The organism is Nonomuraea sp. SBT364 (assembly GCF_001083785.1).
GTDB lineage: Bacteria > Actinomycetota > Actinomycetes > Streptosporangiales > Streptosporangiaceae > Nonomuraea.
In genome coordinates, this window is the sequence record NZ_LAVL01000232.1 from 1 (window position 1) to 11,743 (window position 11,743).

The following is an 11,743-nucleotide window of genomic DNA, read 5'->3' on the forward strand; positions in this document are numbered from 1 at the left end:
CGCCGCCGCCTGCCCCGTCTGCAGCACCGACGTCAGGTGCGAGCGGAACGCCGCCCGCCGCGACACGTCCACCAGCAGCGGGAACGAACGGCCCACCAGGTAGCCGTCGGGGCTGCCCAGCACCCTGGAGGTCTCCGGGTTGATCCGCCGGACCACGCCGCCGCCGTCGAGCACCACCACCGGCACCGGGAAGGCCCGGAACACCTGGCGCAGCAGCTTCAGCTCCCGCTGTGAGCCGTCCTTCTTGCCGGCCGCCCGCTTCGGCGCCCTGCGCAACTGCTCGCGCGCCTCCGCCAGCAGCTCGGCGGCCGTGTCGAGCTCCGCCAGCGCGGCGTCGAGCGTCGGTGCGAGGTCGGCGGGGTAGGCCGCGCGCGCCTCCCGCAACGACGAGACACGCCCTGCCAGTGCGTCCAGAGCGTGTTCGAGGTCCGGCATGGTCATCCTCCGACGCTACGCCACAGGGGATAATGGCAGCCATAAGGGGTAGGGGCAGAATAGCTATGGAATCAACCGCGATGATCACTCCCGGGCTCGCACGCAACCTGGCGACGCTGGGCCGGCTCGGTGAAGACACCTCGACGGAGAGCGTGCTGCGCGGCCTGACCGCGGCGCTGGCGGCGGGCGTCCCCGGCTGCTCCGGCGGCTCCGCCGAGCACTGGCACGAGCACCGCGTCCTGGTCTCCGGCTCGCACAGCGAGCTGATCACCCTCGTCGAGGGCGAACGCCTGCTCGGCGAGGGCCCGTCGGCCGAGGCCAGGAAGACCGGCGCCCGGATCGCCGTCGCCGACGTGCTCGCCGACACCCGCTGGCCCCGCTACGCCGCCCTCGCCACCCGCTGCGGTGTCCGATCGGTGCTCACCGTGCCCATCCGGATCCCCCCGGCGCTGCTGATCGTGGGCCTCTACTCGGTACGGCGCGGCGCCTTCTCCCCGCAGGGCGCCCATGCCCTGGCCGACATGCTGACCGAGCAGGTCGGCGTGGCCCTGGCCAACATGTGGGACTTCGAGGAGGTGCGCACCGACGCCGCCCAGCTCCAGGAGGCCCTCGCCGGCCGGGCGCTCATCGACCAGGCCAAGGGCATCATCATGCAGACCAGCGGCTGCACCGCCGAGGCCGCGTTCGAGGAGCTGCGCCGGATCTCCCAGCACCACCAGGTCAAGGTGGCCGACCTCGCCCGGCTCCTGGTCGAGGAGCACCAGCGCAAGAACCGCCGCTAGGCGATCGCCGCCAGAGCGTCGTCGAGCGTGTCGTAGATGGGCAGCCGCTGCGCGAGGCCGGTGATCCACATCACTTTGGACTTGGAGTACTCCACGCCGATGAGCGCGAACTTGGCGCCCGCGCTGAGGCTCGTCTGCCAGTGGTGCACGATCAGCCCGAGCGCGCGCGAGTCCATGAACGTCACTCCGCCCAGGTCCAGGATGAGGTCCGAACCGGCCAGCGCCAGGTAGTCGGCGAACTGCTCGCGAGTGGTGGCGTCGAGGACACCGTCGACCTTGATGACCGCGATGCCGTCCACGGTCGACGATGTCAGGCTGAGGGCCGCGACGGACCCGCTGCCGTTTTCGGGCATTGTCACGGGGCAACTTTACTGTCACTCAAGTGGGGAGGAATACTTCCGCGAGAGTGGGGGATACTGGAGTCCGAAGTCCAGCAGAGGGCTTCCGTCTCGAACGAGCGAGGCGTGCCTCTGCATGGGCTTTTTCTCATTGCGGAGGGCGCCTGCAACCCATATGAGGAGCAGCCATGGCTGTGCAGGAACTCGTCCTCGAAGACATGACCGCCGAAGACCTCCTGGCCGAGATGGTCCGCGAAGGCACCCCCGACGGTCTCCGGGAACGGCTGCGCGAGCGGATCGTGGAGATGCACCGGCCGCTCGCCATGGAAATCGCCCGACGCTACCGCTATCGGGGCGAACCGCTGGAGGACCTGCTCCAGGCCGCGTACGTTGGCCTCATGAAGGCGGTCAACGGTTTCGACCCGACCCTCGGCCACGCCTTCAGGGGCTACGCGGTCGTCACCATGACCGGCGAGGTCAAGCGTCACTTCCGCGACCGCACCTGGGCCATCCGGGTGCCGCGCCTCTACCAGGAGCGCCGCTCCGAGCTGAACCGGCTCGTCGCCGACCTCAGCCAGGACCTCGGCCGCTCGCCGACCGTGGCCGAGCTGGCGGCCAAGATGAACATCTCGGAGGAGGACGTGCTGCTCACGCTCGACGCCTCCGCCGCCTACAGCACCTTGTCGCTGGACGCGCCGCTGGGCACCGACGACGACGCCGCCTCGCTGGGCGACGTCATCCCGGAGGACGACGACACGCTGAGCACGATGGTCGACCGCGAGGCGGTCAAGCCGCTCATCGACGCGCTGCCCTCGCGTGAGAAGCACATCCTCCTGCTGCGGTTCTTCGGCAACATGACGCAGGCCGAGATCGCGGCGGAGTTCGGCATATCGCAGATGCACGTTTCCAGGATCCTGCGTAAGGTGCTCGACCAGCTGCGCGCAGAGCTGCTGGTCGGTTGAGAAGGCGGTCACCGGGTGATGACGGAGGACACTGATCCTCGGGCGGGCTCCACGAGCCCGCCACCCGGTGCGCCCGTGCGGAAACTGCCCTTCCGGCTCCCGGACCTGCCGCGGGTCCGGGAGTTCGCCGAGTCCGAGGCCCGTGGCTTCGGCATGCCGGAAGAAGCCGTCAACGACTTCGTCATCGCCGTCAACGAGGTCGCCACCAACGCGGTGACCCACGGCTACGACCACGCGCGCCTGCGCACCTGGACCGACAGCGGTGATCTGGTCGTCGAGGTGCACGACGACGGCGTGTGGAAGCCCGGCCCGCTGCCCGGCGCGGTGGGCGGCATGGGCCTGTGGGTGGCGCGGCTGCTCTCCTCCGACCTCACCTTGCGGATCGGGAGCGGGGGAAGCACGGTCATCATGCGCTTCCCCGGCAAAGGCTGACCCCCGGCTTCGTTCTCCTCCTGAAGCGCTTGTCCCGAAGTGCCGCACGCGACGTGCCCGGCACCGGAGTGCGAGCACGCCGCGCGCGGCCTCACCGGCGGTCAGCGGCGGGTACGGCCGCCGCGCCAGCCCCCGTAGCTCTTGACGCTCGCGGTGCCGATGCCGGCCTGGTGCAGCGCCAGCAGCGTCAGGCCGAGCAGCATGAACGTGGTGCCGGAGATGCCCCCGGCGATCTGCGTGTCGAGCAGGTCGAGCAGGAATCCCAGCCCGAAGACGATGGCCGCGACGATGGCGAGCATGTCACCTCACCTCGATTCCGGACCGGACAGGGCGAGCAGGCGCTCCAGCACGCCCCGGTACTCGCGCAGCGCCAGCCGCAGTTGCTCGGTGTCGCTGTCGCCGGCGTCCTTCCAGCGCTCCCGCAGCTCGCCGGTGCGCGCGTTGAGCGTGCTGGTCAGCGTCTCGACGACCTCGCCGACCAGCCCGTCGGCCCGCTGGACCGCCTCTCCCGGGTCATCCACGAACGCGGCCTGCAGGTCACGCCAGCGCGCCTGCACCTCGGCCGGGTCCTGGTCGAACAGGGCCCGCTCCTGCGGCGCCGCGTGCGCGGGCGGCTCGCCGGCCACGGCGGTCGCGGGGATCGGCTCGGGCTCCCGCTCGTGCCCGGGCGCCGTCTCGGGGACGGGCCCGGCCACGTGCACGCCCTCGGGCACGTGCGCGGGATCCGGCTCGACGACCATGTCGTCGCCGGTCCTGGCGTACGGGTCGCGGTACGACTCCTCGCCGAGCCCGTCCGCCCCGCGGTCGTCGAACTTGTTGTCGTTGTTGTTGTCGTACTGGCCGCCGTGCTTGTCGTTGTCGTTGTCGTTGTCGAGGTGATGGTCGCGGTCGTTGTCGTCGCCGGGCCGGTCGGCCCGCTGCGACGGCACCTTCAGCTCATCGCCGTTCATGTGTCGTCACCGTCCTCGCGATGTCTCGTGAAGCAACTCCTCGAAGAGCGCGCGGTAGTGCACCATCGCCTGCCGGAGCTCCTCGGTGGACGCCTCCTTGCGGGCCGCGCGCCCGCTGATCTCATGCGCCTTGCGGTAGTGGTCCAGCGTCGCCGCGTGCCCCACCGACAGGTCGGACAGCCGCTGCTCGAAGTTCTCCGTCGGATAGCCGCGCTCGGCCATGACGGAGGAGACCAGCTGGTCGGCCTCGGTGACGGCGAAGCCCGGGGCGTCGACGAAGCGCTCCTGCACCTCGGTCCAGCGGGTCGCGTAGGCGTCGCGGGTCTCCTCCGGCAGCGGCCGGATGTCGAGCTCGGCGTGCCGCTGCTCGCGGGCGCGCAGTTCCTGCTCGACGTCCCGTTTGCTGTCGTGCTCGGCCATCATGCGCTCGTACTCGGGGCCGAAGCGTTCGCGGAGCCGGCCGCGGCGCTGCTGCTGCAGCGCGACATAGGCCACCGCGGCGAGCGCCACGATCGCGAGCACGACGACGGCCACCCAAATCCAGGTGGACATAGTGTTCGCCTCCGGTCTGTGTGTCAGGACCGGCGACTGCCCCCGAACGGGCTCGCGAAACCCGTATGTCAGTGCTGTTCGAGCCCCTCCAGGGCCGCTGCCAGCACCGATGCGACGTGTGAGCCCTCCGGGGCGGCGGGGATCTCCGCGAACCCGGAGGCGGGGTCGTAGGTCACGTCCAGCCCGGCGTCGACCAGCCGCCGCGCCCAGCGCAGCGCCGTGTTGAGCCGCTCGGCCGCCGGCGGCCTGCCCTGCGCGGCGGCGGACAGGTTGCGCAGGTTGGTGGCGGGGCCGGACTGGGTGTGCGCGCGGGCCAGCTTCCACGGCAGCGCGGCGCCGTGGTCGAGCATCGGCTTGGCCAGCCCGGCGGCCCGCTTGGCCTGCAGAACCCCGGACTCGCTGACCCCGAAGCGCGCGGCCAGCTCCTGGACGCTCAGCCCGTCGGCGACGAGCCTGGCCAGCTCCGCCCGGTCGATCGTCGGTTTGCGCCCCACCCGGTCACCTCCCCGGACACGAAATCACCCGATCATCGCCAGGCGATGATCGGGTGAGAAAGCGTCGGGACGACAGGATTTGAACCTGCGACCCCCTGACCCCCAGTCAGGTGCGCTACCAAGCTGCGCTACGTCCCGCCAGGCCGCTGAGCTGAACCTTTTGTGCCGGTCCTGCGCGGCCTTGCGGGGAAAACACTACCACGGGCGGCGCACCTCCTCGCGCCACCTTTCCCGTGCCCGCCGGGGTGCGCGGGCCAGGGATTTCCCGGGTGCGTCCCCCGGTCCGGGCGCCGCCGGGCCGCCGTAGTGTCGGTGCGGAGGCGGCCATGGCGCGGCCCGGCATCCCCCCGCGAGTTCCCCCGTACGGAGCGGCGGGATCGGGCGGAACCCGTGGCCGCCTCGCTGACCTCTAGGCTTGCCCCATGGGCATGGTCGGGACGGTCGGGCTGGTGCTGCACCCCAGGCGCGACTCCAAGCAGGCGATCGACACCATTCTGCGCTGGGCGGGGTCGCGTGACGCCACCGTGCTCGGGCTGCCCGACGAGGTGGGGCGGATCGACTGCAGCGCGGTCGCCGTCGACGCGACGACGCTGGCCCGGCGGGCCGACCTGCTGGTGAGCCTCGGCGGCGACGGCACGATGCTGCGCACCATGCGGCTCATCGCCGGGCGCGAGACCCCCGTTCTCGGCGTGAACCTGGGGCGGCTGGGGTTCCTCGCCGAGATCGACGTGGCCGAGCTGGCCGCCACGCTGTCGGCCATCGACGGCCACCACTACACGGTCGAGCCGCGCATGGCGGTCCGCACCCGGCTGGCGGGGGAGGCGGAGCTGATCGCGTTCAACGACATCGCGCTGGCCCGCATCCCGGGGGAGGGGATGGCGGCGGTGACCGTCAAGCCGTCGGGGCACCCGTTCGTCAGCTACTCCGCCGACGCGGTGATCGTGGCCACCTCCACCGGCTCGACCGCCTACAGCTTCTCCGCGGGCGGGCCGGTCGTCTCGCCCCGGGTGGAGGCCGTGCTGGTGGTGCCGGCGGCGGCGCACTCGTCGTTCAACCGGGCGCTGGTGCTGCCGGCCGACGAGGAGGTCACGCTGGAGGTGATGCCGTCCAGCGGCCGGCTGGCCGTCGAGCTCGACGGCGCCGTCGTCGGGCACCTGTCCCCCGGCGACAGCCTCACGGTGACGGCGCTGCCCGGAGCGGCCAAGGTGGTGCGGCTCGGCACCACCTTCTACGAGCGCGCCCGGCGCAAGCTGCGCGTCGGCGGCAGCGCCGAGGTGTCCTGAGCCGAGGTGTCCTGAGCGGCCGCCCGGCGGTGCCGTGCCCGTGAGGGCGGCGTGGGGCCGCCGTACGGCCCCTCGTCCGGCCCGTCGTGCGGCCGCACGGGCTCGTCGTGGCCCTGCGGGTCGCGGCGGGTGGAGACCAGGGCCGCCAGCGCCGTGGTGATCGGCACGGCCGCGATCAGGCCGATCGTGCCGACCACGCTGCGGGCGATCTCCTGCGTGATGACGGGCGTCGTCAGCACCTCGCCGAGCGGCTGCTCGCCGACGCTGAACAGCAGCAGCAACGGCAGCGACGCGCCCGCGTACGCCAGGATGATCGTGTTGATCACCGAGGCGATGTGCGCGCGGCCCACCCGGCTGCCGGCCCGGTAGAGGCGGCGGAAGCCGTAGGACGGGTTGGCCGCGGCCAGCTCCGCGACGGTGACCGCCTGGGTGACGGTCACGTCGTCGAGCACGCCGAGCGCGCCGATGATGATGCTGGCCAGCAGCAGCCCCTGCGTGTCGATCGACAGGCTCATGCCCAGGGTGAATGCGCTGTCGTCGGTGACCCCGTTGAGCCTGGCGAACCCGATCACCCCGTAGGACAGCACGCCGGTCAGGGTCAGGCTGGCCAGCGTGCCGAGCACCGCCATGGACGTGGCCGCGGTGAAGCCGTGCGTCAGGTAGAGGACCGTCAGCATGATCGCGGCCGCGCCGGCGATCGCCACCAGCATCGGCGGCTTGCCCTCCAGGATGCCCGGGATCACGAACGTCAGCAGCAGCACGAACGTGATCCCGAGCCCGGCCAGCGCCGTCACCCCGCGCCACCGGCCGAAGGCGATCACCGCCAGCGCGAACGCCACGCCCAGCAGCCACAGCGGGCTCGTCCGGTCATGGTCGGACAGCTGGTAGGCGGGCGTGCCCGGCTCCGCCTCGGCGTGGTGCAGCAGGACGACCTCGTCGCCCGCCGCGAAACGCTGCGAGCCCGGCGCGCTGGGCAGGGGCATCGTCACCGTCTTGCCGTCGTCGAGCAGCACGCTGGCCCTGCCGCAGGTGGCGGGGTCGGGGCGAGGCGACTCGGGCGGCTCCTCGGGGCACGGCTCCAGCGCGACGGCGGTGATCGTGCCGGTGAGCCGATCGAAGCCCGCGTGCTGCTGGGCCGCCTCCTGCCGCCCCTCCGGCCACAGCCACACCAGCGCCACGAGCGTGGCCAGCGCCAGCGGCAGCAGCACCGCCAGCGTGGCCACGACGGCCCGCCGCGACGTGCGCACCCGTGTGCCGTGCGCATGGCTGTGCGTATGGCTGTGCGCGTGGTCTGCGCCCATCCCCCCAGGCCCTCCTCAGGACTACGAAGTGCGACAGTACTGCACCCGCGCGTGTGGGGTAGTCCGTGCGCATGGGCACGCTGGTGGGCACCTCCGGATGGCAGTACCGCGACTGGCGCGGCGTGCTCTACCCGGAGGGCGTCCCGCAGCGGCTGTGGCTGGAGACGTACGCGGCCGAGTTCGCCACCGTCGAGAGCAACAACGCCTTCTACCGGCTGCCGCCGCCGCGGACGTTCGCCGCCTGGCGCGAGCGCACCCCGGACGGGTTCGTGATGGCGGTCAAGGCCAGCCGGTTCCTCACCCACATCAAACGGCTGGCCGAGCCGGAGGAGCCGGTGGCCCGGCTGATGGCGGCCGTGGCCGGGCTCGGCGGCAAGCTCGGCCCGATCCTGCTCCAGCTCCCGCCCACGCTGCGGGCCGACCTCGGCAGGCTCGACCGGTGCCTGAGCTGCTTCCCGGCGGGGGTGCGGGTGGCGGTGGAGTTCCGGCACCCGTCCTGGTGGACGGACGGGACGCGCGGCGTCCTGGAGGCACGCGGGGCCGCGCTGTGCTGGGCCGACCGGCTCGGCCGGCCGCGCAGCCCGTTCTGGGACACCGCCGGCTGGGGCTACGTGCGGCTGCACGAGGGCCGGGCCGGTTTCGCCTACGGCGACACGTCGCTGCGGACGTGGGCCCGGCGGATCAGGGAGACCGGCTGGCGTGACGCGTACGTGTACTTCAACAACGACCCGGGCGGCGCGGCGGTGCGGAACGCCACGCGTTTTGCCACACTCCTTTGAATGCGTACCCGTCTGTACAGGAACGGCCGCCTGCGGAAGGAGGGCTTCCCGATCGCGGAGGTCTCCGACCACGTGGCCGACGAGGGCAACGTCGTCTGGTTCGACCTCTGCGCGCCGTCCGAGCAGGAGATCGCGGCGATCGGCGAGGAGCTCGGGCTGCACGAGCTGGCCGTCGAGGACGTGCTCCACGAATACCAGCGTCCCAAGCTGGACGTCTACGACAACCACCTGTTCATCACCGTGCACGCGGTGCACTTCGACGAGGGCCGCTTCGCGCCGGTCGAGATCGACCTGTTCGTCACCCGCAACGCCCTGGTGACGGTCAGGCAGAACGCCGCGTTCGACATCGGCGAGGTGGTCAGGCGCTGGGACGCGGCCGGGCATCTCGCCGTCCACGGCGTGGCGTTCCTGCTGCACGGGCTGCTCGACACCGTGGTCGACGGGCACTTCTCGCTCGTCCAGGACCTGGACCAGCAGGCCGAGGACCTGGAGGCCGAGCTGTTCGAGGAGCGGCCCGCCGACGGCCGCGAGCTCCAGCGCAGGATGTACGAGCTGCGCAAGACCACCGTGAGGTTCCGCAAGATCGCGGTGCCGATGCGGGAGATCGTCGCCACCCTGCTCCGCCGCGACCAGGCGCTGATCGCCGGCACCGGCATGGCCCCCTACTACGAGGACGTCTACGACCACGTGCTGCGCACGGCCGAATGGGTGGAGTCGCTGCGCGACCTGGTGGCCAACATGCGGGAGACGCGCCTGGCCCAGCAGGGCTTCCGGCTGAACGAGATCATGAAGCGGCTCACCGGCTGGGCGGCCATCATCGCCGTCCCCACCATGATCACCGGCTTCTACGGCCAGAACGTGCCCTATCCGGGCGAGGGCCAGGCGTGGGGCTTCTGGATGTCGGTGATGCTGGTGGCGCTGGCCTCGGTGGGGCTGTACGCGGCGTTCAAGAAGAGGGACTGGTTGTAGGGCGGCGGGCACGAGCCGCCCCGGCCGGCGGCGGCGAGCCGCACCGTCACGCGCACCTCCCGCGCGCCGCGCGCGGGGTGCAGCGGCAGGCAGCGCCCGCCGGCCAGCAGCGTCCGGCGGCCGATCGGGGTGGCCAGCAGCCTCAGCTCGTCGTACGCGGCGGGCTCGGCCAGCACCAGCAGCCAGCCGCCGCCCGGCAGGCGGCGGCGCTCGCCCTCCAGGGCGTAGTAGTCCAGCACGCCGCCGCTGGCCGAGACGACGGCCCGCATGGTGAACCGGCGGCCGTCGGCCGTGAACACCTCGGCCGACGGCGCCCGGTAGATGCTGTGCACGTAACCGATCGCGAACACGCCGGAGGCCGGCAGCGCCAGCCCGTTCACGGCGGGGCGCCCGGCGCCGCCGCCGGAGCCGAGCGCCAGCACCGCCGCGAGCGCCAGGACGAGCCTGGTCAGCCGTTCTCCTTGAAGTAGCGGGCCGCGCCCGGGTGCAGCGCGACCGGCTCCACCTGCTGGGCGAGCGCCCGGTCGAGCTTCTCGGCCTCCGGGTGCACCTTGGCCAGCTCGGCCTTCTTCTCGAACAGGGTCCGGGTGATGTCGTAGGCGAGCTGCTCGTTCATCGAGTCGGGCACCAGCAGCACGTTGGCGATGCCGACCGTCTTGACCGAGCCGGTCAGCTTGTAGACGTCCATGTCGATGTCGAGCCCGACGTACTGCTTGCCGTACTTGGCCTGCATGCCGGCGAGCACGTCGCTGGTGTCGAGCATCTTCATGTCCGGCTTGCTCGTCGCCAGGTCCACCACGCCGGCGGTGGGCAGGCCGCCGACCCACACGAACGCGTCGATGGTGCCGTCCTTGACCGCCTGCACCGACTCGTTGATCGACAGCTGCTGCTTGGAGATGTCGCTGTCGGGGTTGAGCCCGGCGGCCTCCAGCATGCGCCGGGCCACGACCTGGGTGCCGGAGTTCGGCGGGCCGAGCGAGACCGTCTTGCCCTTCAGGTCGGCGACCTTCTCCGCCGTGACGCCGGGCGCCACCACCACGTGCGCGTAGTTGTCGTAGATCCGGGCCAGCGCCTTGACCGGCTGCTTCTCGGTGAACGAGCCGGTGCCGTTGACCGCGTCGGCGGCCGTGTCGGACTGCGAGAAGCCGATGTCGGCCTTGCCCGTGGCCAGCAGCTTGATGTTCTCGATCGAGGCCGAGGTGACCGACGCGGTGGCCTGGGTGTTGGCGATGTTGTTCGACAGCTGCGAGGCCAGGCCGCCGCCGTAGACGTAGTAGACGCCCGTGGTGCCGCCGGTGGCGATGGACAGCCGGTTCCCCGGACCGCCGCCGCAGCCCGCGATCAGGGCGGCCACGGCGACCACCGTAAGAATCCGCTTCACGCTGGGGTTCTCCTTCTCCTGATGAGATGTACGGCTGCCGCGAGCGCCAGGACGGCCAGGCCGGCGGCGATCGGGACGGGTTCGAGGAACAGCAGCAGCACGCCGGCGCAGGCGGCCAGCAGCCGTTCCGGCGCGCCGCTCAGCCCGCCGGTGGCCATCGCCAGCGCCGCCACCGCGACCGCTGAGACGGCCGTCATCAGCAGCACGGTGCCGATCGGCCCCTGGCCGAGCAGCGCCTGCCCGTTCGGCGTCAGCACGAACGCGAACGGCACCAGGAACGCCGGCAGCGTGTAGCGCCAGGTCATCATCATCGTCCGGTACGTGTTGCCGCCCGTGATCGCGGACGCGGCCACCGCCGACAGCGCCGTCGGCGGGCTAACCTCCGACAGGACGGCGTAGTAGAAGACGAACATGTACGCCTCGGGCTCGGTCACGCCGAGCGTCATGAGCGCCGGGCTGATGATGACCGCCGCGATGATGAAGCTCGCGGTCACCGGCACCGCCAGGCCGAGCAGCATGACCGCCGCGGCGGCCAGCAGCGTGGTGAGGACGAGGTTGCCGGCGGCGAAGTCCACGATGATCTTGCTCAGGTTGAGGCCGAGCCCGGTCTGCGTGATGACGCCGACGATGATGCCCGCCGCCGCGCACACCGCCGTGACCGGCAGCACCTCCAGCGTGCCCTTGGCCAGTGCCTGCCAGACCCGCCGCGGGCCCATCCGGTGCGCCGGGTCGAGGAACGACAGCGCGAACGCGATGGCCGTGGCGATCACCACGGACATGAAGGCCGAGTAGTCCAGCGCCATCAGCACCACGATGATCAGCAGCGAGCTGAAGTGGTAGCCGAAGCGCAGCAGCAGCGCGCTCGCCTTCGGCGCGTCCACCGCCACGGCGTGCGTGCCGAAGCGGCGCGAGTCGATCTCGATGGCCAGGAAGATGCCCAGGTAGTAGAGGATCGTCGGGATCGTCGCGTAGATCAGCACTTCCAGGTAGCTGACGTGCAGCCGCTCGGCGATGATGAACGCGGCCGCGCCCAGCGTCGGCGGCGACAGGATCGCGCCGATGCCGCTGGCCGCCAGGATGCCGCC

16 protein-coding genes and 1 tRNA gene are annotated in these 11,743 nt (G+C 71.7%); 6 read left to right on the forward strand and 11 right to left on the reverse strand.

Annotation, left to right across the window (positions count from 1 at the left end):
* Window positions 1-441 (reverse strand): PAS domain-containing protein (locus tag ADY59_RS44130; RefSeq protein ID WP_231619184.1); only part of this gene is annotated, 441 nt, incomplete at its 3' end.
* A gap of 59 nt (window positions 442-500) precedes the next feature.
* On the opposite strand from ADY59_RS44130, the gene ADY59_RS44135 reads away from it, so the two are divergent.
* On the forward strand, window positions 501-1,217 hold the full coding sequence (locus ADY59_RS44135) for a GAF and ANTAR domain-containing protein (protein ID WP_049576355.1): 717 nt from the start codon (window positions 501-503) through the stop codon (window positions 1,215-1,217).
* Here the strand turns inward: ADY59_RS44135 and ADY59_RS44140 are convergent.
* Entirely contained in the window at window positions 1,214-1,570 is a 357-nt protein-coding gene (locus ADY59_RS44140; RefSeq protein ID WP_049576357.1) for an STAS domain-containing protein, read from the reverse strand. The genes ADY59_RS44135 and ADY59_RS44140 overlap by 4 nt on opposite strands.
* A gap of 173 nt (window positions 1,571-1,743) precedes the next feature.
* Here ADY59_RS44140 and ADY59_RS44145 point away from each other — a divergent pair, with 173 nt between their 5' ends.
* Window positions 1,744-2,517 (forward strand): SigB/SigF/SigG family RNA polymerase sigma factor, encoded by a 774-nt coding sequence (locus tag ADY59_RS44145; RefSeq protein WP_049576360.1) that lies wholly within the window; start codon window positions 1,744-1,746, stop codon window positions 2,515-2,517.
* A 75-nt stretch (window positions 2,518-2,592) separates the two neighbouring features.
* The gene (locus ADY59_RS44150; protein WP_063780973.1) at window positions 2,593-2,949 is read left to right on the forward strand and encodes an ATP-binding protein; all 357 of its coding nucleotides are present in this window, start codon (window positions 2,593-2,595) and stop codon (window positions 2,947-2,949) included.
* A 101-nt stretch (window positions 2,950-3,050) separates the two neighbouring features.
* On the opposite strand, the gene ADY59_RS44155 is transcribed toward ADY59_RS44150, so the two are convergent.
* The 5 genes from ADY59_RS44155 to ADY59_RS44175 all read right to left on the reverse strand — a co-directional run bounded on the left by ADY59_RS44155 (window position 3,051) and on the right by ADY59_RS44175 (window position 5,083).
* The gene (locus tag ADY59_RS44155; RefSeq protein ID WP_049576364.1) at window positions 3,051-3,248 is read right to left on the reverse strand and encodes a hypothetical protein; all 198 of its coding nucleotides are present in this window, start codon (window positions 3,246-3,248) and stop codon (window positions 3,051-3,053) included.
* Window positions 3,249-3,254: 6 nt separating this feature from the next.
* Window positions 3,255-3,899: a hypothetical protein gene (locus ADY59_RS50810; RefSeq protein WP_053175748.1), complete on the reverse strand. Its 645-nt coding sequence runs from the start codon at window positions 3,897-3,899 to the stop codon at window positions 3,255-3,257.
* 6 nt (window positions 3,900-3,905) lie between these two features.
* Window positions 3,906-4,451: a hypothetical protein gene (locus tag ADY59_RS44165; protein WP_049576366.1), complete on the reverse strand. Its 546-nt coding sequence runs from the start codon at window positions 4,449-4,451 to the stop codon at window positions 3,906-3,908.
* A gap of 68 nt (window positions 4,452-4,519) precedes the next feature.
* Window positions 4,520-4,945 (reverse strand): hypothetical protein, encoded by a 426-nt coding sequence (locus ADY59_RS44170; protein ID WP_049576369.1) that lies wholly within the window; start codon window positions 4,943-4,945, stop codon window positions 4,520-4,522.
* A gap of 64 nt (window positions 4,946-5,009) precedes the next feature.
* A tRNA-Pro gene (locus ADY59_RS44175) sits at window positions 5,010-5,083 on the reverse strand.
* A gap of 284 nt (window positions 5,084-5,367) precedes the next feature.
* Between ADY59_RS44175 and ADY59_RS44180 the strand changes: the two genes are divergently transcribed.
* Window positions 5,368-6,228 (forward strand): NAD(+)/NADH kinase, encoded by an 861-nt coding sequence (locus ADY59_RS44180; protein ID WP_049576372.1) that lies wholly within the window; start codon window positions 5,368-5,370, stop codon window positions 6,226-6,228.
* Here the strand turns inward: ADY59_RS44180 and ADY59_RS44185 are convergent.
* Window positions 6,174-7,529, reverse strand: coding sequence for a YibE/F family protein (locus tag ADY59_RS44185; protein WP_063780974.1), 1,356 nt, complete (start codon window positions 7,527-7,529; stop codon window positions 6,174-6,176). The two genes, ADY59_RS44180 and ADY59_RS44185, sit on opposite strands and share 55 nt — an antisense overlap.
* Before the next feature lie 71 nt (window positions 7,530-7,600).
* On the opposite strand from ADY59_RS44185, the gene ADY59_RS44190 reads away from it, so the two are divergent.
* Together ADY59_RS44190 and ADY59_RS44195 are read left to right on the forward strand one after the other, a co-directional pair.
* Entirely contained in the window at window positions 7,601-8,308 is a 708-nt protein-coding gene (locus tag ADY59_RS44190) for a DUF72 domain-containing protein (RefSeq protein ID WP_049576374.1), read from the forward strand.
* Entirely contained in the window at window positions 8,309-9,277 is a 969-nt protein-coding gene (locus ADY59_RS44195; protein WP_156326116.1) for a magnesium transporter CorA family protein, read from the forward strand.
* Here the strand turns inward: ADY59_RS44195 and ADY59_RS50815 are convergent.
* The 3 genes from ADY59_RS50815 to ADY59_RS44205 all read right to left on the reverse strand — a co-directional run.
* Window positions 9,172-9,699 carry a DUF1850 domain-containing protein gene (locus tag ADY59_RS50815; protein WP_197094142.1) on the reverse strand — a complete coding sequence of 176 codons (528 nt, stop codon included), beginning with the start codon at window positions 9,697-9,699 and terminating at the stop codon, window positions 9,172-9,174. The two genes, ADY59_RS44195 and ADY59_RS50815, sit on opposite strands and share 106 nt — an antisense overlap.
* Window positions 9,700-9,725: 26 nt before the next feature.
* The gene (locus ADY59_RS44200; RefSeq protein WP_063780975.1) at window positions 9,726-10,658 is read right to left on the reverse strand and encodes a TAXI family TRAP transporter solute-binding subunit; all 933 of its coding nucleotides are present in this window, start codon (window positions 10,656-10,658) and stop codon (window positions 9,726-9,728) included.
* The coding region (locus ADY59_RS44205; protein ID WP_049576380.1) for a TRAP transporter permease at window positions 10,655-11,743 on the reverse strand (1,089 nt) is incomplete at its 5' end. The genes ADY59_RS44205 and ADY59_RS44200, both read right to left, overlap by 4 nt.

Excerpts from the sequence above, each read along its gene's own strand:
- ADY59_RS44135 (WP_049576355.1), top strand. The coding sequence starts at position 501 with ATGGAATCAACCGCGATGATCACTCCCGGGCTCGCACGCAACCTGGCG.
- ADY59_RS44140 (WP_049576357.1), bottom strand. The coding sequence starts at position 1,570 with ATGCCCGAAAACGGCAGCGGGTCCGTCGCGGCCCTCAGCCTGACATCG.
- ADY59_RS44145 (WP_049576360.1), top strand. The coding sequence starts at position 1,744 with ATGGCTGTGCAGGAACTCGTCCTCGAAGACATGACCGCCGAAGACCTC.
- ADY59_RS44155 (WP_049576364.1), bottom strand. The coding sequence starts at position 3,248 with ATGCTCGCCATCGTCGCGGCCATCGTCTTCGGGCTGGGATTCCTGCTC.
- ADY59_RS50810 (WP_053175748.1), bottom strand. The coding sequence starts at position 3,899 with ATGAACGGCGATGAGCTGAAGGTGCCGTCGCAGCGGGCCGACCGGCCC.
- ADY59_RS44165 (WP_049576366.1), bottom strand. The coding sequence starts at position 4,451 with ATGTCCACCTGGATTTGGGTGGCCGTCGTCGTGCTCGCGATCGTGGCG.
- ADY59_RS44180 (WP_049576372.1), top strand. The coding sequence starts at position 5,368 with ATGGGCATGGTCGGGACGGTCGGGCTGGTGCTGCACCCCAGGCGCGAC.
- ADY59_RS44185 (WP_063780974.1), bottom strand. The coding sequence starts at position 7,529 with ATGGGCGCAGACCACGCGCACAGCCATACGCACAGCCATGCGCACGGC.
- ADY59_RS44190 (WP_049576374.1), top strand. The coding sequence starts at position 7,601 with ATGGGCACGCTGGTGGGCACCTCCGGATGGCAGTACCGCGACTGGCGC.
- ADY59_RS44195 (WP_156326116.1), top strand. The coding sequence starts at position 8,309 with ATGCGTACCCGTCTGTACAGGAACGGCCGCCTGCGGAAGGAGGGCTTC.